The following is a 22,095-nucleotide window of genomic DNA, read 5'->3' as shown; positions in this document are numbered from 1 at the left end:
GATTTTCCCTGGCCGTGGGGGCTGACCGGGCCGCTGCCGGTGCGTCGCCCGCGCCGGTTTCGGGAGCGTATCCAACACGCGGCGTCCGGATCATGGCGTGAATGCGACGGTCGGCGTGGCGTGGAACGTCCCGAACGGGAGGCCGGCGGGCCGGCCGGGGAGGGGCACCCGCTCGGTGCCCCTCCCTGCTGTCGGCGCTGCGCCGACGGTAGGGGTCAGTCGCCGGCCGGGCCGCGCGGCGGGCTGACGGTCGTGCGGGGGGACCGGCGCTGGGACGAGGTCCGCACGATCAGGTCGGTCGGTATGACCTGCTCCACCGGGCACCCGTCGCCCAGTCCTTCGATCGCGTCGATGAGGATCTGGACGACGGCGGTGCCGATGCGGCGGGGTTTGAGGGACAGGGTGGTGATCGGCGGTTCGGTGTTGGCGTAGACGGTGGACTCGCTGCAGCAGACCAGCAGCAGGTCGTCCGGGACGCGCAGGCCGTAGCGGCGGGCCGCGGCGAGCAGGTCCGTGCCGTTGGGGTCGAAGAGGCCGTAGACGGCGTCGGGGCGGTCGGGCCTGGCCAGCAGCCGGTCGGCGGCGACGGCACCGGCGCACGGGTCGTGTGCCGGGTAGGACTCGTAGACCGGGTCCTGGCCGACTCGTTCGCACCACCGGAGGTACGCGGTGGTCGACAGCCGGGTGTAGGTGTCGGTGGTGGTGCCGGTGAGGAGGCCGATGCGGCGGGCGCCGGCGTCGGCGAGGTGGTCGAGCAGGCCGAGTACGGCTGCTTCGTGGTCGTTGTCGACCCAGCCGGTGACGGGGAGGGTGCCGCCGGGGCGGCCGTCGGAGACGACGGGGAGGCCGTGCCGGACGAGTTCGGTGACGACGGGGTCGCCGTCGGCCGGGTCGATGACGACCGTGCCGTCGAGTGCGACGTTGGACCACACGTCGTGGCGGGAGGTCGCGGGGAGGATGACGAGGGCGTAGCCGCGGGCCAGCGCGGCGGAGGTGGCGGCTCTGGCCATCTCTGCGAAGTACGCGAATTCGGTGAAGGTGAAAGGTTCATCCCCGTACGTGGTCACGGTCAGGCCGATGAGGCCCGATTTGCCGGTACGGAGGGTGCGGGCGGCGGCGGAGGGGCGGTAGCCCAGCCGTTCGGCCACCTCGCGGACGTGGCTACGGGTGGCATCCGGAAGCCGGCCCTTGCCGTTGAGCGCGTCGGAGACGGTCGTGATCGATACGCCGGCCGCGGCGGCCACATCCCGGATGCCTGCCCGCCCCAGCCGGCGACCGGTCGACCGGCTCACCTGGTGCTTCCCTGCTGCTGTCATGGCGAGCCGATAGTAGGGCTCGGGCGGCCTTTTCGCGGGAGTCGGCCGTCGCCTTGCAGAAGGCACGTTTCTGCAAGGTGATCAGTCGTCAATACCCTTGGAAGATAAGGGAGTTGTGGGTTTCGGGTGGAGTTGGCCGGGTCGCCGAGGGTGTTCGCCTGGCGATCTCGTCAGGTATCGAAGAGGTCTCAAGTCACCTTCACGGGGGACGCGCGCCACGGAGTGAGCTACCGGCGCGCGCAGATATGGCGAGCGCGCCCCGGGGGTGAGCGGGCGGTGCGGTACGGGCGTCCGGCTCGCACCGTACGGGGGTGTCCCCCAGTGCCGTGGGAGGGGCGGCCGGGAAGCGGGGGTCTGCCGCCGAACGGGGGAATCCTCTTAAGGTGTGCAGTATTGGAGTCGAGTGGGACGGTCGAGGAGGACCTGCGGTGAGCGAGAAGACCCCGAAGCTGCGTGCTGCGCTGGACGGCATCCCCACCTACAAGCCGGGCCGGCCGGCCCCGGAAGGGCCCGCCGCGTACAAGCTGTCCTCCAACGAGAATCCCTATCCCCCGCTGCCCGGCGTCCTGGAGACCGCGGTGGCCGCCGCCGGGGCCTTCAACCGTTACCCCGACCTGGCGTGCACCGGTCTGATGGCGGAGCTGGCCGAGCGGTTCTCGGTGCCGGTGGAGCACCTGGCGACCGGTACCGGATCGGTGGGGGTGGCGCAGCAGCTGGTGCAGGCGACGGCCGGCCCCGGCGATGAAGTGATCTACGCCTGGCGGTCGTTCGAGGCGTACCCGATCGTCACGCAGGTCTCCGGTGCCACGTCCGTGCAGGTTCCGCTGACCTCCGACGAGGTGCACGACCTGGACGCGATGCTGGCGGCGATCACCGACCGCACCCGGCTGATCTTCGTCTGCAACCCCAACAACCCCACGGGCACCGTCGTGCGCCGTGCCGAGCTGGAGGCGTTCCTGGACCGGGTGCCCGGGGACGTTCTGGTGGTGCTGGACGAGGCGTACCGCGAGTTCATCCGCGATGCCGAGGTGCCGGACGGCGTGGACCTCTACCGTGACCGGCCCAATGTCTGTGTCCTGCGGACCTTCTCCAAGGCGTACGGGCTGGCGGGGCTGCGGGTCGGTTTCGCGGTGGCGCACGCGCCGGTGGCCGCGGCGCTGCGCAAGACGGCGGTGCCGTTCGGCGTCAGCCAGCTCGCGCAGGAGGCGGCTGTGGCCTCGCTGCGCAGCGAGGCGGCGCTGCTGGAGCGGGTCGACGCGCTGGTCGCCGAGCGGTCCCGGGTGGTCGATGCGCTGGCCGGGCAGGGCTGGACGGTTCCGGAGACGCAGGCCAACTTCGTCTGGCTGCGGCTGGGGGACCGTACGACGGACTTCGCGGCTGCGTGTGAGCGGGCCGGTGTCGTGGTGCGGCCGTTCGCCGGTGAGGGTGTGCGGGTGACGATCGGCGAGAGTGCGGCGATGGACCTGTTCCTGCAGGCCGCCGAGGAGTTCCGCAAGGCGTTGTGACGCGCGGTTTTTCCGGCCTTGGGGCCGCGGGCCTGACGGCTCGCGGCCCCAAGTCGTTGTGCCAGGCCCTGTCGTCGAACTCCCGTCTGCCCTGCGGCGCCTGGCACGCACGCTCGCTGCGTTGTCGGGCTCTTCCCGGTACGCCCAGTACCGGGAAGACCCTCCGCCTTGCGAGCGCACGCACCAGGCGCCGCGGGGCCTGCCCTCCGGGCAGACGACGGGAGTTCGACGACAGGACCTAGGCCGCCGGGTGCCGGCGCGGAGGCTGCGCGGTGGGTGCCGTGCTGTGGATTCCTGCGTGACCGCGGTCACGCACCCCCCGTAAGAATGGCTGGAAGCGGGTGAGAGATAATGCTTGTGAATGTGAACGCGTTCACAAGCGCGCCCTTTATGCCCCGCTTCATTGGGGGCAAAAGGGGCAGATTGCCGTAGTGCAAGCGGCGAGGTAAGGAGAGAATGACGTGGAACTGGCGTTGGCGCCAGAGACTCTGGCGCGATGGCAATTCGGCATCACGACCGTCTACCACTTCCTGTTCATCCCCCTGACGATCTCCCTCGCCGCCCTGGTGGCCGGACTTGAGACCGCCTGGGTGCGAACCGCGAAGCAGAAGTACCTCAAGGCCACCAAGTTCTGGGGCAAGCTCTTCCTGATCAACATCGCGATGGGTGTCGTCACCGGCATCGTCCAGGAGTTCCAGTTCGGCATGAACTGGTCCGACTACTCGCGGTTCGTCGGTGACGTCTTCGGCGCCCCGCTCGCGTTCGAGGCGCTCATCGCCTTCTTCTTCGAGTCCACCTTCATCGGTCTGTGGATCTTCGGCTGGGACAAGCTCCCCAAGAAGATCCACTGCTTCTGCATGTGGATGGTCTCGATCGGCACGATCCTGTCGGCGTACTTCATCCTCGCCGCCAACTCCTGGATGCAGCACCCCGTCGGCTACAAGTACAACGCCGCGAACGGCCGGGCCGAGCTGACCGACTTCTGGAAGGTGCTCACCCAGGACACCACCCTGGTCGTGGTGTTCCACACGCTGACCGCCGCCTTCCTCACCGGCGCCGCCTTCATGGTCGGCATCTCCGCGTACCACCTCATGCGCAAGAAGCACATCAAGGTGATGCGCACCTCGCTGCGGCTCGGCCTGGTCACCCTCGTCATCGCCGGTGCCCTCACCGCGATCAGCGGCGACCAGCTCGGCAAGGTCATGTTCAAGCAGCAGCCGATGAAGATGGCCGCGGCCGAGGCGCTGTGGGACAAGGAAGAGCCGGCGCCGTTCTCGGTCTTCGCCTACGGCGACGTCGACAAGGGCCACAACAAGGTCGCCATCGAGATCCCCGGTCTGCTCTCCTTCCTCGCCCACAACGACTTCACCTCGCCGGTGCCCGGCATCAACGACGTCAACAAGGCCGAGCAGCAGAAGTTCGGGCCCGGCGACTACCGGCCCAACATCCCCGTCGCGTACTGGGGCTTCCGCTGGATGATCGGCTTCGGCATGACGTCCTTCGTCATCGGACTGGCCGGACTCTGGCTCACCCGCAAGAAGTTCTGGCTCTCGCCGGGGCTGCGGACCGGGGACGAGGAGCCACCGCGGCTGGCCGTCACCAAGAACAAGGTGCTCGGCGCCCGCCTCACCAAGTGGTACTGGTCGCTCGCCTTCGTCACCCTCGGCTTCCCGCTCATCGCCAACTCCTGGGGCTGGATCTTCACCGAGACCGGCCGTCAGCCGTGGGCCGTCTACGGCGTGCTGCGCACCTCCGCCTCGGTCTCGCCCGGTGTCTCGCAGGGCGAGGTGCTCACCTCGCTGATCGTCTTCACCGCGGTCTACGCGATCCTCGCCGTCGTCGAGGTGAAGCTGCTGGTGAAGTACATCAAGGCAGGGCCCCAGGAACTCACCGACTCCGACCTCAACCCGCCCACCAAGGTCGGCGGCGACAGTACCGACGCCGACCGGCCGATGGCCTTCTCGTACTAGGAGGCGACTGTGCATCTCCACGACGTCTGGTTCGTCCTGATCGCCGTTCTCTGGACCGGGTACTTCTTCCTCGAAGGCTTCGACTTCGGCATCGGCGTCCTCACCAAGCTGCTCGCCCGTGACCGCAAGGAACGGCGGGTCCTGATCAACACCATCGGCCCGGTCTGGGACGGCAACGAGGTCTGGCTGCTCTCCGCGGGCGGCGCGACCTTCGCCGCCTTCCCCGAGTGGTACGCCACCCTCTTCTCCGGCTTCTACCTGCCGCTGCTGCTCATCCTCGTCTGCCTGATCGTGCGCGGAGTGGCGTTCGAGTACCGCGCCAAGCGCAGCGAGGAGCGGTGGCAGCGGAACTGGGAGCACGCGATCTTCTGGGCCTCGCTGCTGCCCGCGCTGCTGTGGGGCGTGGCGTTCGGCAACATCGTCCGCGGCGTGAAGATCGACGCGCACAAGGAGTACGTCGGCAGCGTCTTCGACCTGCTCAATCCGTACGCGATCCTCGGCGGTCTGGTCACGCTGACCCTGTTCACCTTCCACGGCGCGGTGTTCACCTCGCTCAAGACGGTGGGGGACATCCGCGTGCGGGCGCGCCGGATGGCGACCGTGCTCGGTCTCGTCACCGCCGTCCTGGCGATCGGCTTCCTGAGCTGGACGCAGGCGGACAAGGGCGACGCCGGCAGCCTGATCGCCATGATCGTGGCGGTCGTCTCCCTGGTCGCGGCGCTCGGTGCGAACCGGCTCGCCCGGGAGGGATGGGCGTTCGCGTTCTCCGGGGTCACCATCGTGGCCGTGGTCGCGATGCTGTTCCTGACGCTCTTCCCGAACGTCATGCCGTCGTCGTTGAACGGGAGTTGGAACCTCACGGTCACCAACGCCTCGTCCAGCCCTTACACGTTGAAGATCATGACCTGGTGCGCCGGCATCGCGACACCGATCGTGGTGATGTACCAGGGGTGGACATACTGGGTGTTCCGTAAGCGGATCGGCACCCAGCACATCGCCGAGGCCCACTAGCCGTAGCCCTACGCCGAGTTCGCCTCTTCGGGGGCGAACTCGGCCGGCTCATCTGGACGGATGTTTCACGTGAAACCGGTCGACCCGCGCCTGCTCCGATACGCCCGCGCCACCCGGGGATTCCTCATCGCGGTGGTGGTGCTCGGGCTTGCCGGGGCGGGCCTGGTCATCGGCCAGGCCATGCTGATCGCCGAGATCGTGGCCGGGGCCTTCCGGCACGCGCTCGGTCTCGGCGATCTGGTCACTCCCGTGGCGCTGCTCGCCGCCGTCTCGGTCGGGCGGGGGCTGGTCTCCTGGCTCACCGAGCTGGCCGCGCACCGTGCGAGCGCCGCGGTCAAGTCCGAGCTGCGGATGCGGCTGATCGAACGGGCGGCGCGGCTCGGGCCCGGCGCCGAACTCCGCCGCCCGGACGGCGGGACGGACGCCGGGACGCAGGCGACCGCCACCCTGGAGATGCGGACCGGCGAACTCACCACCCTCGCCACCCGCGGAATCGACGCGCTGGACGACTACTTCGCCCGCTATCTGCCGCAGCTCGGCCTCGCCGTCGTCGTCCCGGTCGCCGTGCTGGCCCGGATCGTCACCGGCGACTGGATCTCGGCGCTGACCATCGTCATCACCCTCCCGCTGATCCCGCTGTTCATGATCCTCATCGGGTGGGCCACCCAGTCGCGGATGGACCGGCAGTGGCGGCTGCTCGCCCGGCTGTCGGGCCACTTCCTCGACGTCGTCGAAGGGCTGCCCACCCTCAAGGTCTTCGGCCGGGCCAAGGCCCAGGCCGCCTCCATCCGCGCCATCACCGGTGACTACCGCAGGGCCACCCTGCGCACGCTGCGGATCGCGTTCCTCTCCTCCTTCGCACTCGAACTCCTCGCCACCCTCTCCGTCGCCCTGGTCGCCGTCGGCATCGGCATGCGGCTGGTCAACGGCCACCTCGACCTCTACACGGGGCTGATGGTGCTGGTCCTGGCACCGGAGGCGTATCTGCCGCTGCGGCAGGTGGGCGCGCAGTACCACGCGGCGGCCGAGGGGCTCTCGGCCGCCGAGGAGATCTTCGCGGTGCTGGAGACCCCGCCGCGGGCGCCAGGCACCGCCGCCGCCCCGGCCGGTACCGCGCTGACCGTCGACGGGCTGACCGTCCGCCACCCCGGCCGGAGCACCGACTCGCTGCCCGCCACGTCGTTCGAGGTGCGGGCCGGGGAGACCGTCGCGCTGGTCGGGCCCTCGGGGGCGGGCAAGTCCACCCTGCTCAGCGTGGTGCTCGGCTTCACCGAGCCGACCGCGGGCCGGGTCCTCGTCGACGGGCAGGACATCGCGTCGCTCTCGCCCGACGACTGGCGCAGCCGGATCGCCTGGGTGCCGCAGCGACCGCACCTCTTCGCCGGCACCATCGCCGAGAACGTACGGCTGGCGCGCCCGGACGCCGATGACGCGGCGCTGCGCGGGGCGCTGCGGGACGCGGGCGCGCTGGACTTCGTCGACGCGCTGCCCGACGGCGCCGCGACCCGGCTCGGGGAGTTCGGCGCCGGGCTCTCCGCGGGCCAGCGCCAGCGCATCGCGCTCGCCCGCGCCTTCCTCGCCGACCGTCCCGTCCTGCTCCTGGACGAGCCGACCGCGGGCCTGGACGGCGGGACGGAGGCGGCGGTCGTGGACGCGGTGCGCCGTCTGGCGGCCGGGCGTACGGTCCTGCTGGTCGTGCACCGGCCGGCGCTGCTCGCGGTGGCCGACCGCATCGTGCGGCTGCCGGACCCGGCGGACGGCGGCGGCGCCACCCGGGCCGGTGCGGCGCAGGTCCCGGCGCGGCCGGTGTCCGCCGCCCCGGCTCCGGTGGCCGCCGCCCCGGCCGCCGCGCCCGAGCCTGCCGGTATGGGCGCAGGGGCCGGGTCGGCGCTGTCGCGGCTGCGCCGGCTGGCCCGTGCACGCAGGTCCAGGTTCGCGCTCGCGCTGCTGCTGGGCAGTCTGGCGCTGGGCAGCGCGGTGGGGCTGATGGCGACGTCCGGGTGGCTGATCTCGCGGGCTTCGCAGCAGCCGCCGGTGCTGTATCTGATGGTGGCGGTCACCGCGACCCGGGCGTTCGGCATCGGCCGCGCCGTCTTCCGGTACGCCGAACGGCTCGTCGCGCACGACGCGGTGTTCCGGATGCTGGCCGATGTCCGGGTCGCCGTCTTCCGGCGGCTGGAGAGGCTGGCGCCCGCCGGTCTTAAGGACCGCAGCCGCGGCGATCTGCTGTCGCGTCTGGTGGCCGATGTCGACGCCGTGCAGGACCACTTCCTGCGGTGGCTGCTGCCCGTGGGGGCCGCGGTGCTGGTCGGCGCGGGCACCGTCGGGTTCACCGGCTGGCTGCTGCCGGAGGCGGGCGGGCTGCTCGCCGCGGGGCTGCTGCTGGCGGGCGTCGGGGTGCCCGTGGTGTCGGGTGCGCTGTCCCGTCGTGCGGAGCGTCAACTGGCGCCCGCGCGGGGGCGGCTGTCCACCCGGATCGTCGACCTCCTGACCGGCACGGCCGAGTTGACGGTCGCGGGCGCGCTCGCGGGCCGTACGGAAGCGGTGCGGCGCGCCGATCGGGAGCTGACCGGCATCGCGTCCCGCTCGTCGGCGGCGGCGGGAATGGGGGCCGGTCTTTCGGCGCTGCTGTGCGGGCTGACGGTCGTCGCGACCGCGGTGGCCGGGGTGCAGGCGGTGCGCGACGGGCGGCTGGACGGGGTGGCGCTCGCGGTGGTCGTGCTGACGCCGCTGGCCGCGTTCGAGGCGGTGGCCGGGCTGCCGCTCGCGGTGCAGTACCGCCAGCGCACCCGGCGGGCGGCGGAACGGGTCTTCGAGGTGCTGGACGCCCCCGATCCGGTCGTCGAACCGACGGCCCCTGCTCCCGCTCCCGCCTCGCCGTTCCCGCTGGCCGTAAGGGATCTGACCGCGCGTCACGCCGGGCAGGCCGGCCTCGCGCTGGACGGTGTCGGGTTCACCCTGGACGCCGGCCGGCGGCTCGCCGTCGTCGGCACCTCGGGCTCGGGCAAGACCACCCTCGCGCAGGTGCTGCTGCGTTTCCTGGACCGGGAGGCGGGCTCCTACACGCTGGACGGTGTGGACGCCGCGGAGCTGGACGGCGAGGCGGTGCGGCGTCTGGTCGGGCTGTGCGCGCAGGACGCGCACCTCTTCGACAGCTCGCTGCGCGAAAACCTCAGGCTCGCCCGCCGGAACCCGGACCCCGCCGCGTCCGGTGACGACGGGCAGCCGCCCGCTGACGACCAGGACCTGTGGGACGCGCTCGGCAGGGCGCGCCTCGCGGAGTGGGTGCGCGGGCTGCCCGACGGGCTCGACACCATGGTCGGCGAGCACGGGGCCCGGCTGTCGGGCGGCCAGCGGCAGCGTCTCGCGCTGGCCCGCGCGCTGCTGGCGGACTTCCCCGTACTCGTCCTGGACGAGCCCGCCGAACACCTGGACCTGGCCACCGCCGACGCGCTGACCGCCGACCTGCTGGCCGCGACCGAGGGCCGGACGACGGTCCTGATCACCCATCGGCTGACCGGTCTCGACGAGGTCGACGAGGTACTGGTCCTGGAAGGCGGCCGGGCCGTGCAGCACGGCGGGTACGCGGAGCTGGCCGCGGCCGACGGGCCGTTCCGCCGGATGCTGGAACGCGAGCGCGCGGTGGATGCGGCGTACGGCCTGGCGGAGCCGGCGTCGCGCGCACGCACCGGCGTCCCGGCCCTGCCCGCATAACTGGACTTTCCTCGGAAAAGCGTCGTTATTAGGCTCAAGGCATGGCAGCCACGGCAGGACCTCAGGACCCCGCGGACTTCCGGTCCGCCGGATCGGACCCCGATCCGATGCGCGCCGCGACCGAGGCGACCCGCAGCCTGCAGGGCCTCTCGTCCGAGCTGACCGCACGGGTGCCGCAGCTGCTGGAGGCGATGCGCACGGTCGGCGCCGGTTTCGACCTGCACATCACCCTCGACCGGATCGTGGAGACCGCCGCGGAGCTGGCCGACGCCCGGTACGCCGCGATCGGCATCATCGACGACGCGCGCGAGGGCCTGTCCGACTTCGTGACGTACGGCGTGACCGCGGCGGAGCACCGGCGTATCGGTGAGCTGCCGGACGGCCACAAGGGGCTGCTGGGCGCGCTCATCCACGACCCGCAGGCGATGCGTCTCGCCGACCTCACCCAGGATCCGCGGTCGGCCGGCTTCCCACCGGGACACCCGCCGATGCGGACGTTCCTGGGGGTGCCGATCCGCGTCCAGGGCGAGATCTTCGGCAACCTCTATCTGACGGAGAAGCGCGGCGGCGGGCAGTTCAGCGAGGGGGACCTGCACATGGTGCGGGTGCTGGCCACCGAAGCGGGCATCGCGATCGGCAACGCCAGGCTGTACGCCCTCACCCGGCAGCGGGAGCACTGGATCGACGGTTCGGTCGCGGTGACCACCGAACTCCTCGCGGGCAGCGACGTCGACGACGCGCTCGCCGTGGTGGCCGAACAGGCGCGGCGGCTGGCGGATTCGGCGGCCGGGATCGTGCTGCTGCCCGACGAGGAGGGCGGCCTGGAGATCGTCGCGGTGTCGGCGGACGACCCGACCGGGATCATGGGGACGCAGATCCCGCCGGACAGCCCGGTGACCGCGCAACTCCTGGCGGGCGAGCCGGTGTTCGTGGACGATTCGGCCACCGACCCGCGCATGATCACCGCCATCGCGCCGCGTTTCGGACCGAGCATGATGCTGCCGCTCAAGAGCGACGGCCGGGTCCTGGGCACACTCGCGACCCCCAGGAACCGCGGCGGGCGTGCGTTCACCGCCGCCGAGCGCACCCTGGCCACCCAGTTCGCCGCGCAGGCCGCGCTGGCCCTGGTGCTCGCCGACGCGCAGCGGGACCGGGAACGCCTCGCGGTCTTCGAGGACCGCGACCGGATCGCCCGTGACCTGCACGACCTGGTCATCCAGCGGCTGTTCGCCACCGGGATGCTGCTGGAGAGCGCGCAGCGCAGGGCCGAGGTGCCGGAGGTCACCCAGGGCATCGGCAAGGCCGTGGACGAACTGGACGTGACGATCCAGGAGATCCGCACCGCGATCTTCGCGCTCCAGCAGGGCCCGGCCGAGGCGCCGTCCGGGCTGCGCACCCGTGTGCTGCGGGAGATCGGCGCCGCCGCCGTGCCGCTCGGTTTCCAGCCGTCGGCGCACTTCGTCGGACCTGTCGACTCCCGGGTCGGCGAGCTGACCGGCAAGAACCTGATCGCGGCGTTGCGGGAAGCGCTGTCGAACGCGTTCCGGCACGCGCGGGCGTCCCGGATCGAAGTCGTCGTCGACGCGACGGTGACGCTGCCCGACGGCACGGACGGGGTGCGGCTGACCGTCACGGACGACGGGGTCGGCATCCCGGAGGGCGGTCGGCGCAGCGGCCTGAAGAACCTCGCGAAGCGCGCCGAGTCGCTCGGCGGATCGAGCGTCCACGGGCCGGGAACCGGCGAAGAGGGCACGGGCACCAAGGTCACCTGGGAGGCGCCGCTCTGAGTCCGGGGGCGGCTACGCCTTGAGGATCTGCTCGATGACGGCCGCCACGCCGTCCTCGTTGTTGGAGACCGTCCGGCCCGTGGTGGTGGCCAGCACGTCGGGATGGGCGTTGGCCATGGCGTAGGAGGTGCCGGCCCAGCCGAGCATCTCTATGTCGTTGGGCATGTCCCCGAAGGCGACGACCTCCTCCGGGGCGATGCCGCGTTCCGCGCAGCACCGGGCGAGCGTGCCGGCCTTGCTGACCCCGGGGCCGCTGATCTCCAGGAGGGCGGTGGGGCTGGAGCGGGTGAACGAGGCGAGGCCGCCCGCGGTGCTGCGGGCCAGGGCGAGGAACGCGTCGGGATCCAGGTCGGGGTGGTGCGCGAGGAGCTTCAGGACGGGCTGGCCGGGGCCGGTGGTGGGGATCTCGGTGCCGGAGATGCCCGGAGTGAGGTGCGGGGTGCCGGTGGCTGGCGTCTCGAAGGCGGCCGTCGTCGCTCCGGTGTCGTACGCCGCGGCGTACGGAGCGCCGTCCTCCGCGCCGCCGGGCCGGGCGAGGCCGTCCGGGGCCGCCGGGTCCGTGCCGTCCGGCAGGTCCGTCCCGTTCAGGCGGGTGGGCGCGGGGCCGGGCGGCGGTGCGAAGTCGTCGGCGAGCAGCTTTTCGGCCGGGGCGATGGACGCCGCCGGATCGAGGTGGAAGGGCGGGTACTGCGGCTCGTAGTGGATGCCGCCGGTGCATTCGACCGCGAAGGTGGTGCCGGGCGCCGCGCTGCGCAGCGCGTCCACGACGGCGCGGGCCGCGGCGCGTTCCAGCGGGCTGACCTCGACGATGCGGCGGCCACGGTGCAGGTCGACGACGGCCGCGCCGTTCGCGCAGATCGCCAGGCCGTGACCGTGCACGTGATCACTGACCACGCCCATCCAGCGGGCCGGGCGGCCGGTGACGAAGAAGACCTCGACACCGGCCGCTTCCGCGGCGGCGAGCGCGGCGATCGTGCGGTCCGAGACCGTTTTGTCGTCGTGCAGCAGGGTGCCGTCGAGGTCGGTGGCGATCAGCCGGGGCGCGAGGGCCGGCTCGGGCACCCGGTGCGGCGTCGCAGAGGCATCAGTCACCGGTCCATCTTCCCGTACCGCGGCGCACAGGCGTGCGGTGGGGCGCGCGCCTGAGCCCGTGGGATGGCCGGTACGGGGCGCCGGGGCGGACGCCGGGGCGGGTCCTTCCGGCGCCCTGTGGGTGATCGGGCGGCGGCCGTAGGCTCGGGGGTATGCGACTGAGCACCGTGATCCTCCCCGTCCGCCGTTGGTCCGACGGCGGAAAGGAGGTGTGGCAGCACGCCGAGGAGCTGGGCTTCCACACCGCGTACACCTACGACCACCTCTCCTGGCGGAGCTTTCGCGACCAGGCGTGGTTCGGCGCGATTCCGACGCTGACGGCAGCCGCAGCCGCGACCTCCCGGCTGCGCCTCGGCACCCTCGTCACCTCGCCGAACTTCCGCCACCCGGTCACCCTCGCCAAGGAGTTGATCTCGCTCGACGACATCAGCGAAGGACGCGTCACGCTGGGCATCGGCGCCGGCGGGAACGGCTTCGACGCCACCGCGCTCGGCCAGAACCCGTGGACGCCGCGGGAGCGGGCCGACCACTTCGGCGAGTTCGTCACCCTCCTCGACCGGCTGCTGACGCAGGACGTCGTCTCGTACGAGGGCGAGCACTACTCCGCGCACGAGGTCCGCAACATCCCCGGGTGTGTGCAACGGCCGCGGCTGCCGTTCGCGGTGGCGGCCACCGGGCCGCGCGGTCTGAAGCTGGCCGCCCGGCACGGCCAGGCGTGGGTGACCACCGGTGATCCGAAGTTGTACGCGGAGGGGACGCCGGAGCAGTCGGTCGCGGCCCTGAGCGGCCAGGTGGAGCGGCTGGGCAAGGCGTGCGCCGACGTCGGCCGCGACCCCGGTGAGCTGCGGAAGATCCTGCTGACGGGGTTCACCCCCGACCGGCCGCTGGACTCGTTCGACGCGTTCGTGGACTTCGCCGGCACCCATGCCGAGCTGGGCTTCGACGAGATCGTGCTGCACTGGCCGATCGCCGATTCGATGTTCGCGGCCGATGTCGCGGTCTTTGAACGGATCGCCACGGAGGGGCTGGGGCAGCTCGGCGTCTGACCGCCTCCTGGACCGCTGCTCCCTCCGGGGCTCATGGTGCGCCGCCGGCCTGGGCTTTATCCCGCACAGAGCCAAGAAGAGGGAGAATCGGTGCAGCGGCGTACTGTGCGGGCCCCGCGCCCGGGAAGCCGCGGCCTCGGGCCCGCACGGTGCGCGGAACGCGACGTGTGGAGGAGCCATGGCACAGACCCGTTTCGCACCCGACCGCGGGCTCACCTCCCGCATGGTCATGACGATGTTCTTCATCGGACTGCTGTACGTCGTGGTCGTCGGGGTGCTGGTGGTGCTGCTCAAGGGCGCGTGGGTGGTGGTGCTGGTCATCTCGGGCGGGCTGTTCATCGCGCAGTTCTGGTTCAGCGACCGGATCGCCGCGTTCAGCATGGGAGCCCATGAGGTGACCCCCGAGCAGGCGCCCGAGCTGCACGGCGCCGTCGACCGGCTGTGCGCGCTGGCCGACATGCCCAAGCCGCGGGTGGCCATCGCGGATTCGGACGTGCCGAACGCCTTCGCCACCGGCCGCAACCAGAAGAACTCCATGGTCTGCGCCACGACGGGACTGCTGCGGCGGCTGGAGCCCGATGAGCTGGAGGGGGTGCTGGCCCACGAGCTGTCGCACGTCGCGCACCGCGATGTCGCGGTGATGACCATCGCCTCGTTCCTCGGCGTCCTGGCTGGAATCATCACCCGGGCCGCCCTGTGGAGCGGCGTCGGACGCAACAACCGTGACCAGAACGCGGCGGTCGCCGTCCTCATCGTCACCGCGGTCAGCGCGGTCGTGTACGCCATCAGCTTCCTGCTGACCCGCCTGCTGTCGCGCTACCGCGAGCTGTCGGCGGACCGGGCCGCCGCGATCCTCACCGGCCGCCCGTCGTCCCTGGCCTCCGCCCTGACGAAGATCACCGGGCAGATCGCGCGGATCCCGACCGACGACCTGCGCAAGTCCCAGCCGTTCAACGCCTTCTTCTTCGCCCCCGCCTTCAACAAGGAGACCTTCAACCGGCTGCTGTCGTCCCACCCGACGCTGGAACAGCGCCTTGACCAGCTGGGACGGATCTCGGCGCAGCTGGGCAGGCCGTGACGGTGCGGCCGGCGCACCACGGTGCGGCCCGGTGCCCCGGGCGCCGCTGACGGCCGGACGGGAAGGACGGCGGCGCCCGGCACGGCCTGTGCCGGGCGCCGGGACCACCGCGAGCGAGGAGTATGGACCGCATGGGATTTCTGGACGCCCTTCTGGGCCGCAGCAAGCCGGTACGCCCTGATCTCGACCGGCTGTTCGCCCTGCCGTCCGCGGCGGTCACCCTCCAGGCCGCCGCCGGGTTCACCCCCACGGGACTGGGGTCGGTGTGTTTCGCCAGCGTCGAGGGCGCGGAATTCGCCCGCATCCAGGACGAGGTGCGGGCCCTCCTGGGCACACCGGTCGAATTCAGCCAGGACGCGTACGGCTACACCTGGATGCAGGCGCGGCACGATCCGGAGGACGCGGCGGGTCTGGTCAACGACCTGCACGCGGTCAACTCGGCGTTGGAGGGCGCGGGGTTCGGGCCTCAGCTGCTCTGCTCGCTGATGGGATTCCGCAACGAGCGGGGGCAGCGTCTCGCGCTCGTCTACCTCTACAAGCGCGGCACGTTCTACCCGTTCGCGCCGAAGGGCGACGGCGCCCAGAAGCGGGACAATCCGCTCGAACTCCAGGTGCGGGCGATGCTCGCGGACGACCTGACGATCGAGGAGGACCTCGGCCGGTGGTTCCCGGTGTGGAGCGCGCCGGGCCTGTGAGGGGCGGGCGGCCCGCCCGGCGGCGGTACACGGTCGGGCGGGCCGGACGCCGTCGGCGCCGACCCGGACACCCGGAACACCCGGCCTGCCCGGTGCCGTCCGGTGGGGCCCGCGGCGACCTGCCGTGCGGGCCCGGCCGGGCGGTGCCTCACTCCTTGTGCGCCTGCCGGTCCCTGACCCGCTCCCCCGCCTTCCTGGCCTTCGCGGATTCGATCTCCTCCGCAGCCCACTTCGCCCATTCCTCGTGCATCGTCGACATCCGCAGGCCGTACTCCAGGGCGAGCCGCCCGTAGACCGAGATCATGTCCTCGTCCCACTCCGTGTGCTGGTCGATCTCCTCGTACCGGGCGCGTGCCCGAGCGGCGTCCGAGCCCATCTTCAGGAGGTAGGCGCGGGCTTCGAGCGGGGTGAGGACGCCGAGGAAGAAGACCCGCAGCAGGCCGTCGTGGCGGGCGGGGCCGTTGGGTTCGACGTCGGTGAGCCAGTGCCGCAGCTCGGTCAGGCCGTCGTCGGTGATCGCGTATTCCTTACGGCCGCGCGGGCCGTGGGCGGCGACCTCGACCAGCCCCGCGGTCGTGAGCTTGCCCAGCTCGCCGTAGACCTGGCTCTGCGTCGCCGGCCAGACCTCGGCCAGCGAGATGTTGAACAGCTTCATCAAGTCGTAGCCGCTGGCGGGGGCTTCGGACAGCAGTCCGAGCACGGCATGTCTGAGGCTCATGACCGTCACTTTACCTTCCAGTCTTGACATGTCAAAGATGCACCTTCTATCTTCGACATGTCTGAAGTGGAATGTGGGGCCGGGGATTTCCGCGGCCGGCACGCGAAATGGGGGGTCATGATTTACCTGAGGGGCTTTCTGCCGTGGCTGGCGTTCGCGGGCGCGTCCTCGTTCGGCTGGCAGTGGGGTGCGCTCGCCGGACTCGCACTCGCCGTCGTGCTGCTCGTGGCCGACCGTGCGGCGGGCTGGTCACCGGCCGCCCGCACGCTGGAGTACGGCACGATCGTGTTCTTCGTGGCGCTCACCGTGCTCGCCTTCGCGCGGCCCGACAGCGGCCTGGAGTCCTACAGCAACGGGCTGTCCACGGGCTGGCTCGCGCTCATCGCCTGGCTGTCGATAGCCGTCAGGTGCCCGTTCACCCTTGCCATGGCCCGTCGCATGGCGCCGCCCGAGGTCTGGGACAGTCCGCTCTTCCGGCGGATCAACGTCGTGATCACCGCGGCGTGGGCGCTGTCCTTCACGCTCACCGCACTCGCCCAACTGGCGGTCGTCGCCTACGGGTTGGGCACGATCTTCTCGATTCTCGTCCAGGTCGCCGGGTTCGTCGTTCCGATCAGGTTCACCGCTACGTACCCGGACCGGGCCCAGGCCCGGTTCGCCCGGGAGACCGGTATCCAGCCGCAGCCCCAGGAGGCATGACGTCATGACCACCGCATCCACTCCCGCACCCCACATGGCAGGCAACTTCGCCCCGGTGCCGGACGAACTGACCTGCTACGACCTGCCGGTCGACGGCGCCATCCCGCCCGAGCTGAGCGGCTGGTACCTGCGCAACGGCCCCAATCCGCGAGAGGCCGCCTCGCGGCACTGGTTCCTCGGCGACGGCATGGTCCACGGCCTGCGCCTGGACGGCGGCCGGGCCGTCTCCTACCGCAACCGCTGGGTCCGCACCTCCACCTTCACCGACGGTGCGAAGGTGGTCGACGAACAGGGCCGCTTCGACCGCACCGCCGGCCTGGCCAACACCCACATCGTCCGGCACGCCGGCCGCACCCTGGCGCTGGTGGAATCCTCGTTCCCCTACGAAGTCGACTGCCGCCCCGGCCATGAGCTGGAGACCATCGGGCCGCACGACTTCGCCGGCCGGCTCACCACCGCCATGACGGCCCACCCCAAGACCTGCCCCGCCACCGGCGAACTGCATTTCTTCGGGTACGGCGCCCCCAAGCCCCCGTTCCTCACCTACCACCGTGCCGACGCGGCAGGGGAGTTGGTGGTCAGCCGCCCGGTCGAGGTACCGGGGCCCACGATGATGCACGACTTCCATCTCACCGAATCCCACGTGGTGTTCATGGACCTCCCGGTCGTCTTCGACCACAAGCTGCCCGGCTTGCCGTACGGCTGGGATCCGGAGTACGGCGCCAGGCTGGGCGTGCTGCGCCGTGACGACCCGTTCGGCGAGGTCCGCTGGCTGCCCATCGACCCCTGCTACGTCTTCCACGCGCTGAACGCCCACGACGACGGTGACCACCGCATCGTCCTGTACGTCTCCCGGTACGCCACGTTCGGCGGTCGCTCCCCCGCCCATCTGTGGCGCTGGACCATCGACCTCGCCACGGGCACGGTCGCCGAGGAACAACTCGATGACCAGTTCTGCGAGTTCCCCCGGGTCGATGACCGGCTGGCGGGCGGCCCGGCCAGGTTCGGCCACGCAACGTCGTGCGAGTTGCCCGACTCGGGCCCGGCCGCGGGTGCGCTGCTCCGCTACGACCTGCGGACCGGATCGGCCGTCCGGCACGACTTCGGTCCGGGCCGCACCCCGGGGGAGGCGGCCTTCGCGCCGGCGGACGACACCCCCGGCGGCCCCGGCTGGCTGATCACCTATGTCCATGACGCGGCCACCGACACCAGCGATCTCGTGATCCTCGATGCCGACGACGTAGCCGCGGATCCTGTGGCGACGGTCCGTCTTCCGCAGCGGGTTCCCTACGGGTTCCACGGCAACTGGCTGCCCGACCCGGTGAGTTGACGATTGAGCTGACGATCTGCTCCGGTGCGCGTCGGCGCTCATGGACCGTTCTTTGACAACTGCACAGTGACGCTCGGGCCGGCCGCTGCCGCCGTCCGGGTCAGCCGCCGTCGCGGTCGTGGTCGCCGTCGAGGTCGGCCGTCGTTGCCTTCGTCCTCGCAGCGGCGGCGGTCCGGCCGTCCCGGGTGGCGGGTGCGGCCAGGGCGTCCATGGTGCGGGCCTGGACCTCGCGCTGGGCGGCGGCTGCGATGAACTCCGCTGTGTTCTCCGGCCCCACCAGATCTCGCACGGCGCGCACGGTCGCTGCGGGGAGGGCCACCGGATCCCGGTCGGCGGCGGGGCCGGTGGGTGCCGCGCGCTCACCGTCGGGCAGCAGCTCTCGGCGTGCCGACGGCGCCGTCGCCGTGACCGCGGGCCGGTCCGCGGGGGCCGGAGGGAGGGATTCGACGAGGTGGTGGCGGAGGTGCCGGGTGGCGAGGGTGCGCATGGCGCGGGCCAGTTCGGCATCGATGGTCTGCTGGGCCAGCGGGCGCAGCCGGCGGATCAGCGCCGCCGCTTCGACCGCCTCCGCCTCCGTCGGCGGGTGGTCCAGGAAGGGCCGGAAGACATGCTCGGTGGTGAAGTCCAGGAAGCGCGAGGCGATGTGCTCCACCTCGGCCCGCACCTCCCGCAGATGACGGGCGATGGCCGCCAACGGGACGCCCGCGGAGTGCAGTTCGGCGGCGACGGCGAGTTCCTGGGGGCTGGGCACCAAGAACTCGTCGTCCCGGCCCGGGATGCGTTCCAGGACACCCAGCTCGACGGCCTCGGCGAGCGCCGCGTCGTCCGGTACGCCACCGAACGCGGTGTGCAGGTCGGCGCGGCCGATGCGGGACGCCTTCTCGTCGCTCCAGGGCCCGTCGATCTCGGCCACGAGACCGAGCACCCCGCCGAGGTCACGGCCGGCGTCCCACGCCTCAAGAAGTTCCTTGATGCTGGCGAGGGTGTAGCCGCGTTCCAGCAGGTCCGCGATCTGCCGGAGGCGGGCCAGGTGAGCGTCGCCGTAGACGTTGGCCCGGCCCCTGCGCTCCGGCCGTGGCAGCAGGCCGCGGTCCTGGTAGGCGCGGATCGTCCGGACCGTGGCACCGCTGAGATGGGCCAGGTCCTCGATGCGGTACTCCGGCTGCGGCTGGTCGGTCAAGACGGTGCTCCTCACGAGATGGCCGCGCGGCCCACCGCACCTGCCGCGGCCCGTGCGGCCGGGGAAGACGCCAGGTAGGCGACGGCCGTGCGCAGCGACCCTTCCTGCGAGGGATGGTACGACCGGCGGAGGTAGCGCGGTATCGCCGCTCCCAGCAGGCGCCAGCCGGGCAGCAGCCCCTTCCGCACGGCACGGTGGTGTTCCCGCAGCGAATAGCGGGAGCGGACGGCGAGTTGGGGATCGTGCCGCAGCAGATAGGCCGCGCCCCAGACCCAGAGGTGGAGCAGGACGGGCGCCGTGACGGCCATGCCCAGCTGGCGCCGGAGGTAGCGGGCCGGATCGTCACCGCCGGTGTGCTGGTACATGTCGAAGGCCACCGCGCGGTGCTCGACCTCCTCCGCGCCGTGCCAGCGCAGCAGATCGAGCATGACCGGGTCGGGGCCCGCCCGGTCCAGACCGTCGGCTTCCAGTACCCAGGAGCCGAGCACGGCGGTGAACTGCTCGATGGCGGCGACGAGCGCGAGGCGGAAGCGCAGCCACTCCCGCGTGGGGACCGGGACGCCGAACGGGGCCCGCTCGCCCAGCAGGGTTTCGAAGAGGAAGTCGACGTGCCGGGTGTAGGGGCCGGTGTCGAGACCCTGGTGTGCCAGGTGCTCCAGGACGTAGGAGTGCTGGACGCTGTGGGTGGCCTCCTGGCCCATGAAGCCCTTCACGTCCCTGAGCAGGTCCTCGTCCCGGACCAGGGGCAGCGCTTCCTTGAAGACCTTCACGAACCACCGTTCACCGGCGGGCAGCAGCAGGTGCAGCACGTTGATGACATGGGTGGCGGTGGGCTCGTCGGGTATCCAGTGCAGCGGGGTGTCGCGCCAGTCGAACGAGACCCGGCGCGGTGCGATGGGGTGGTGCTCCTCCGGTCGTGGCGTATTCATGCGCAACTCCTGTTGTGGCGGCGCTCCTGACCTGGTGTTTCTTCCTTCTGGTATCCGGACGGTGTCCGGGCGGTGTCCGTGTGGCGCCCGGGGCGGTCCCGGGCGGTGCGTCGGCCGTACGCCCGGGGCCCGGCCCGCACCAGGCCCCTACCTCGCGCACCGCCCCCGCTCCTACTGGCACGCCGCCCGCCCCCGCCTCTACCGGCGCGCCGCCCCCCCCGCCCCTACAGGCGCGGCTCGATGCGGGCGATGGCGCGCAGGGCCCGCGGGGCGAAGCGGGAGAGCAGGTGGGCGCCGCGTGCCTCGGGGGTCACCGGGACCACCGCCTGGTTGCGGACCACCGCGCGCAGTACGGCGTCGGCGACCTTCTCCGGCGGGTAGTTGCGCATGCCGTACGCGCGGGCGGCCTTGGCCTGGCGGCGCTTCTCCTCTTCCGCCGAGACGCCGGTGAAGCGCGACGTGCTGGTGATGGCGGTGTTCACCAGGCCGGGGCAGATCGCCGAGACGCCGATGCCCTGCCCGGCCAGTTCGGCGCGCAGGCATTCGCTGAGCATCAGCACCGCTGCCTTGGAGGTGCTGTACGCGGGAAGGGCCCGGGAGGGCTGGAACGCCGCGGCCGACGCGGTGTTGACGATGTGGCCGCCCTGCCCCCGGTCGGCCATCCGCCTGCCGAAGGTCCGGCAGCCGTGGATGACGCCCCAGAGATTGACGTCGAGGACCTTCTTCCAGTCCTCGGGCGTGGTCTCCATGAAGGATCCGGACAGGCCGATGCCGGCGTTGTTCACCAGGACGTCGACGGTGCCGTACTCCGCGTCGACCTTGTCGGCGAGCTTCTCCATGGCCGCCGCGTCGGAGACGTCGACGACCTCGCTGAACGCCTGCGGCGCGCCGATCAGCCGCGCCATGTCGGCGGTGCGCGCGGCCCCCTCCTCGTCCCGGTCCACGGCGATGATCCGGGCACCGGCCTCGGCGAACGCGAACGCCGTCGCCCGGCCGATGCCGCTGGCCGCGCCGGTCACCAGCACCAGCTGGCCGCCGAAGCGGTCCGCGTGCGGGCCGCGCGCCGCGACCTCCTTCGCCGGGTCGCCCTCCTCCTGGGCGGTCACGAACTCCGTGACCCAGGAGACCAGTTGGTCGGGCCGGGTGCGCGGCACCCAGTGCTTGGCCGGCAGGGTGCGGCGGGTCAGCCGGGGGGCCCACTGGTCGAGGTCGTCGTAGAGCCGCTCCGAGAGGAACAGGTCGCCGGTCGGGGTGATGAGCTGGACGGGGCAGTGCGCGTAGGCGTCGGCGCGCGGGCGGCGCAGCCGGGCCCGGACGTTGTCGCGGTAGAGCCAGGCGCCGTGGGCGGCGTCGGTGGGCAGCGATGAGGTCGGGTAGCCGCCGCCCGGCACCTTTTCGAAGCGCTCCAGGATGGCGGGCCAGCGCTTGCCGAGCGGGCCCTTCCAGGCCAGTTCGGGCAGTGCCGGGGTGTGCAGCATGTAGACGTACCAGGACTTCATGCCCTGGCCGAGCAGCTGGGCGGCCCGCCGCGGCGAGGGGCGTGACATCCGCTGCTTGATCCAGTGGCCGAAGTGGTCGAGTGAGGGGCCCGACATCGAGGTGAAGGACGCGATCCGGCCCTCGGTGCGCGGGACCGTGACGAACTCCCAGGACTGCACCGATCCCCAGTCGTGGCCCACCAGGTGCACCGGGCGGTCCGGGCTGACGGCGTCGGCGACGGCCAGGAAGTCGTCCGTCAGCTTCTCCAGGGTGAACCCGCCCCGCAGCGGCTGCGGAGCGGTGGAACGGCCGCAGCCCCGGACGTCGTAGAGCACCACATGGAAGCGGTCGGCCAGGCCGCGGGCGACCTCGGACCACACCTCCTTGCTGTCCGGATAGCCGTGCACCAGCATCACGGTGGGCCGCGCCGGATCGCCCAGTTCGGCGACGCACAGCTCGACGCCCCCGGTACGCACCCGGTGCTCCCGTGCCCCCGGAAGCCCGCCGTCCGCCCCGCGGGGCCCGGCGCTCTCCGCACCCTTCCCC

Annotated in this window: 16 protein-coding genes; 10 read left to right on the top strand and 6 right to left on the bottom strand. The window is 71.9% G+C overall.

Annotated features, from left to right (window positions below; all coding sequences use genetic code 11):
* Window positions 1-215 precede the first annotated feature (215 nt).
* A complete protein-coding gene (locus ACIBK8_RS26655; RefSeq protein WP_393684479.1) occupies window positions 216-1,316 on the bottom strand; it encodes a LacI family DNA-binding transcriptional regulator in 1,101 nt (366 codons plus the stop codon).
* Between the two features lie 428 nt (window positions 1,317-1,744).
* On the opposite strand from ACIBK8_RS26655, the gene hisC reads away from it, so the two are divergent.
* The 5 genes from hisC to ACIBK8_RS26630 all read left to right on the top strand — a co-directional run bounded on the left by hisC (window position 1,745) and on the right by ACIBK8_RS26630 (window position 11,303).
* Window positions 1,745-2,821: a histidinol-phosphate transaminase gene (gene hisC / locus ACIBK8_RS26650; RefSeq protein ID WP_399044387.1), complete on the top strand. Its 1,077-nt coding sequence runs from the start codon at window positions 1,745-1,747 to the stop codon at window positions 2,819-2,821.
* 461 nt (window positions 2,822-3,282) lie between these two features.
* Window positions 3,283-4,791 carry a cytochrome ubiquinol oxidase subunit I gene (locus ACIBK8_RS26645; protein ID WP_399044386.1) on the top strand — a complete coding sequence of 503 codons (1,509 nt, stop codon included), beginning with the start codon at window positions 3,283-3,285 and terminating at the stop codon, window positions 4,789-4,791.
* Between the two features lie 9 nt (window positions 4,792-4,800).
* Complete coding sequence (gene cydB / locus ACIBK8_RS26640; protein WP_399044385.1) at window positions 4,801-5,802, top strand: cytochrome d ubiquinol oxidase subunit II; 1,002 nt, start codon at window positions 4,801-4,803, stop codon at window positions 5,800-5,802.
* Between the two features lie 60 nt (window positions 5,803-5,862).
* The gene (cydD, locus tag ACIBK8_RS26635) at window positions 5,863-9,516 is read left to right on the top strand and encodes a thiol reductant ABC exporter subunit CydD (RefSeq protein ID WP_399044384.1); all 3,654 of its coding nucleotides are present in this window, start codon (window positions 5,863-5,865) and stop codon (window positions 9,514-9,516) included.
* Window positions 9,517-9,623: 107 nt separating this feature from the next.
* Complete coding sequence (locus tag ACIBK8_RS26630) at window positions 9,624-11,303, top strand: GAF domain-containing sensor histidine kinase (RefSeq protein WP_399044404.1); 1,680 nt, start codon at window positions 9,624-9,626, stop codon at window positions 11,301-11,303.
* Between the two features lie 12 nt (window positions 11,304-11,315).
* Here the strand turns inward: ACIBK8_RS26630 and ACIBK8_RS26625 are convergent, their stop codons facing one another.
* Complete coding sequence (locus tag ACIBK8_RS26625) at window positions 11,316-12,395, bottom strand: HAD hydrolase family protein (protein ID WP_399044383.1); 1,080 nt, start codon at window positions 12,393-12,395, stop codon at window positions 11,316-11,318.
* 152 nt (window positions 12,396-12,547) lie between these two features.
* Here ACIBK8_RS26625 and ACIBK8_RS26620 point away from each other — a divergent pair, with 152 nt between their 5' ends.
* The 3 genes from ACIBK8_RS26620 (at window position 12,548) to ACIBK8_RS26610 (ending at window position 15,214) form a co-directional block, all read left to right on the top strand.
* On the top strand, window positions 12,548-13,441 hold the full coding sequence (locus ACIBK8_RS26620; RefSeq protein WP_399044382.1) for an LLM class flavin-dependent oxidoreductase: 894 nt from the start codon (window positions 12,548-12,550) through the stop codon (window positions 13,439-13,441).
* Window positions 13,442-13,619: 178 nt separating this feature from the next.
* Window positions 13,620-14,519 (top strand): zinc metalloprotease HtpX, encoded by a 900-nt coding sequence (htpX, locus tag ACIBK8_RS26615; RefSeq protein WP_399044381.1) that lies wholly within the window; start codon window positions 13,620-13,622, stop codon window positions 14,517-14,519.
* 131 nt (window positions 14,520-14,650) lie between these two features.
* Window positions 14,651-15,214: a hypothetical protein gene (locus ACIBK8_RS26610; RefSeq protein ID WP_399044380.1), complete on the top strand. Its 564-nt coding sequence runs from the start codon at window positions 14,651-14,653 to the stop codon at window positions 15,212-15,214.
* A gap of 148 nt (window positions 15,215-15,362) precedes the next feature.
* Here the strand turns inward: ACIBK8_RS26610 and ACIBK8_RS26605 are convergent, their stop codons facing one another.
* A complete protein-coding gene (locus tag ACIBK8_RS26605) occupies window positions 15,363-15,932 on the bottom strand; it encodes a PadR family transcriptional regulator (protein ID WP_393684494.1) in 570 nt (189 codons plus the stop codon).
* Between the two features lie 117 nt (window positions 15,933-16,049).
* On the opposite strand from ACIBK8_RS26605, the gene ACIBK8_RS26600 reads away from it, so the two are divergent.
* Together ACIBK8_RS26600 and ACIBK8_RS26595 are read left to right on the top strand one after the other, a co-directional pair.
* Window positions 16,050-16,631, top strand: coding sequence for a hypothetical protein (locus ACIBK8_RS26600; RefSeq protein ID WP_399044379.1), 582 nt, complete (start codon window positions 16,050-16,052; stop codon window positions 16,629-16,631).
* A gap of 4 nt (window positions 16,632-16,635) precedes the next feature.
* Window positions 16,636-17,961: a carotenoid oxygenase family protein gene (locus tag ACIBK8_RS26595; RefSeq protein WP_399044378.1), complete on the top strand. Its 1,326-nt coding sequence runs from the start codon at window positions 16,636-16,638 to the stop codon at window positions 17,959-17,961.
* A 100-nt stretch (window positions 17,962-18,061) separates the two neighbouring features.
* Here ACIBK8_RS26595 and ACIBK8_RS26590 read toward each other — a convergent pair whose 3' ends face one another.
* The 3 genes from ACIBK8_RS26590 to ACIBK8_RS26580 all read right to left on the bottom strand — a co-directional run bounded on the left by ACIBK8_RS26590 (window position 18,062) and on the right by ACIBK8_RS26580 (window position 22,025).
* Window positions 18,062-19,141, bottom strand: a complete 1,080-nt coding sequence (locus ACIBK8_RS26590; RefSeq protein ID WP_399044377.1) for a MerR family transcriptional regulator — start codon at window positions 19,139-19,141, stop codon at window positions 18,062-18,064.
* Window positions 19,142-19,152: 11 nt separating this feature from the next.
* Complete coding sequence (locus tag ACIBK8_RS26585) at window positions 19,153-20,070, bottom strand: metal-dependent hydrolase (protein WP_399044376.1); 918 nt, start codon at window positions 20,068-20,070, stop codon at window positions 19,153-19,155.
* A 224-nt stretch (window positions 20,071-20,294) separates the two neighbouring features.
* Window positions 20,295-22,025 carry an SDR family oxidoreductase gene (locus ACIBK8_RS26580; protein WP_399044403.1) on the bottom strand — a complete coding sequence of 577 codons (1,731 nt, stop codon included), beginning with the start codon at window positions 22,023-22,025 and terminating at the stop codon, window positions 20,295-20,297.
* Window positions 22,026-22,095: the final 70 nt, after the last annotated feature.

Origin of the sequence: Streptomyces sp. NPDC050161, assembly GCF_044460025.1 — a bacterium.
In the GTDB taxonomy this organism is placed as follows: Bacteria; Actinomycetota; Actinomycetes; order Streptomycetales; family Streptomycetaceae; genus Streptomyces.
This window is presented reverse-complemented; position numbering and strand designations above follow the sequence as displayed.

Bases quoted from the DNA above. Each gene is read 5' to 3' on its own strand.
- ACIBK8_RS26620 (WP_399044382.1), top strand. From the start codon at position 12,548: ATGCGACTGAGCACCGTGATCCTCCCCGTCCGCCGTTGGTCCGACGGC.
- ACIBK8_RS26610 (WP_399044380.1), top strand. From the start codon at position 14,651: ATGGGATTTCTGGACGCCCTTCTGGGCCGCAGCAAGCCGGTACGCCCT.
- ACIBK8_RS26600 (WP_399044379.1), top strand. From the start codon at position 16,050: ATGATTTACCTGAGGGGCTTTCTGCCGTGGCTGGCGTTCGCGGGCGCG.
- htpX (WP_399044381.1), top strand. From the start codon at position 13,620: ATGGCACAGACCCGTTTCGCACCCGACCGCGGGCTCACCTCCCGCATG.
- ACIBK8_RS26585 (WP_399044376.1), bottom strand. From the start codon at position 20,070: ATGAATACGCCACGACCGGAGGAGCACCACCCCATCGCACCGCGCCGG.
- ACIBK8_RS26605 (WP_393684494.1), bottom strand. From the start codon at position 15,932: ATGAGCCTCAGACATGCCGTGCTCGGACTGCTGTCCGAAGCCCCCGCC.
- cydD (WP_399044384.1), top strand. From the start codon at position 5,863: ATGTTTCACGTGAAACCGGTCGACCCGCGCCTGCTCCGATACGCCCGC.
- ACIBK8_RS26655 (WP_393684479.1), bottom strand. From the start codon at position 1,316: ATGACAGCAGCAGGGAAGCACCAGGTGAGCCGGTCGACCGGTCGCCGG.
- ACIBK8_RS26630 (WP_399044404.1), top strand. From the start codon at position 9,624: ATGCGCGCCGCGACCGAGGCGACCCGCAGCCTGCAGGGCCTCTCGTCC.
- ACIBK8_RS26595 (WP_399044378.1), top strand. From the start codon at position 16,636: ATGACCACCGCATCCACTCCCGCACCCCACATGGCAGGCAACTTCGCC.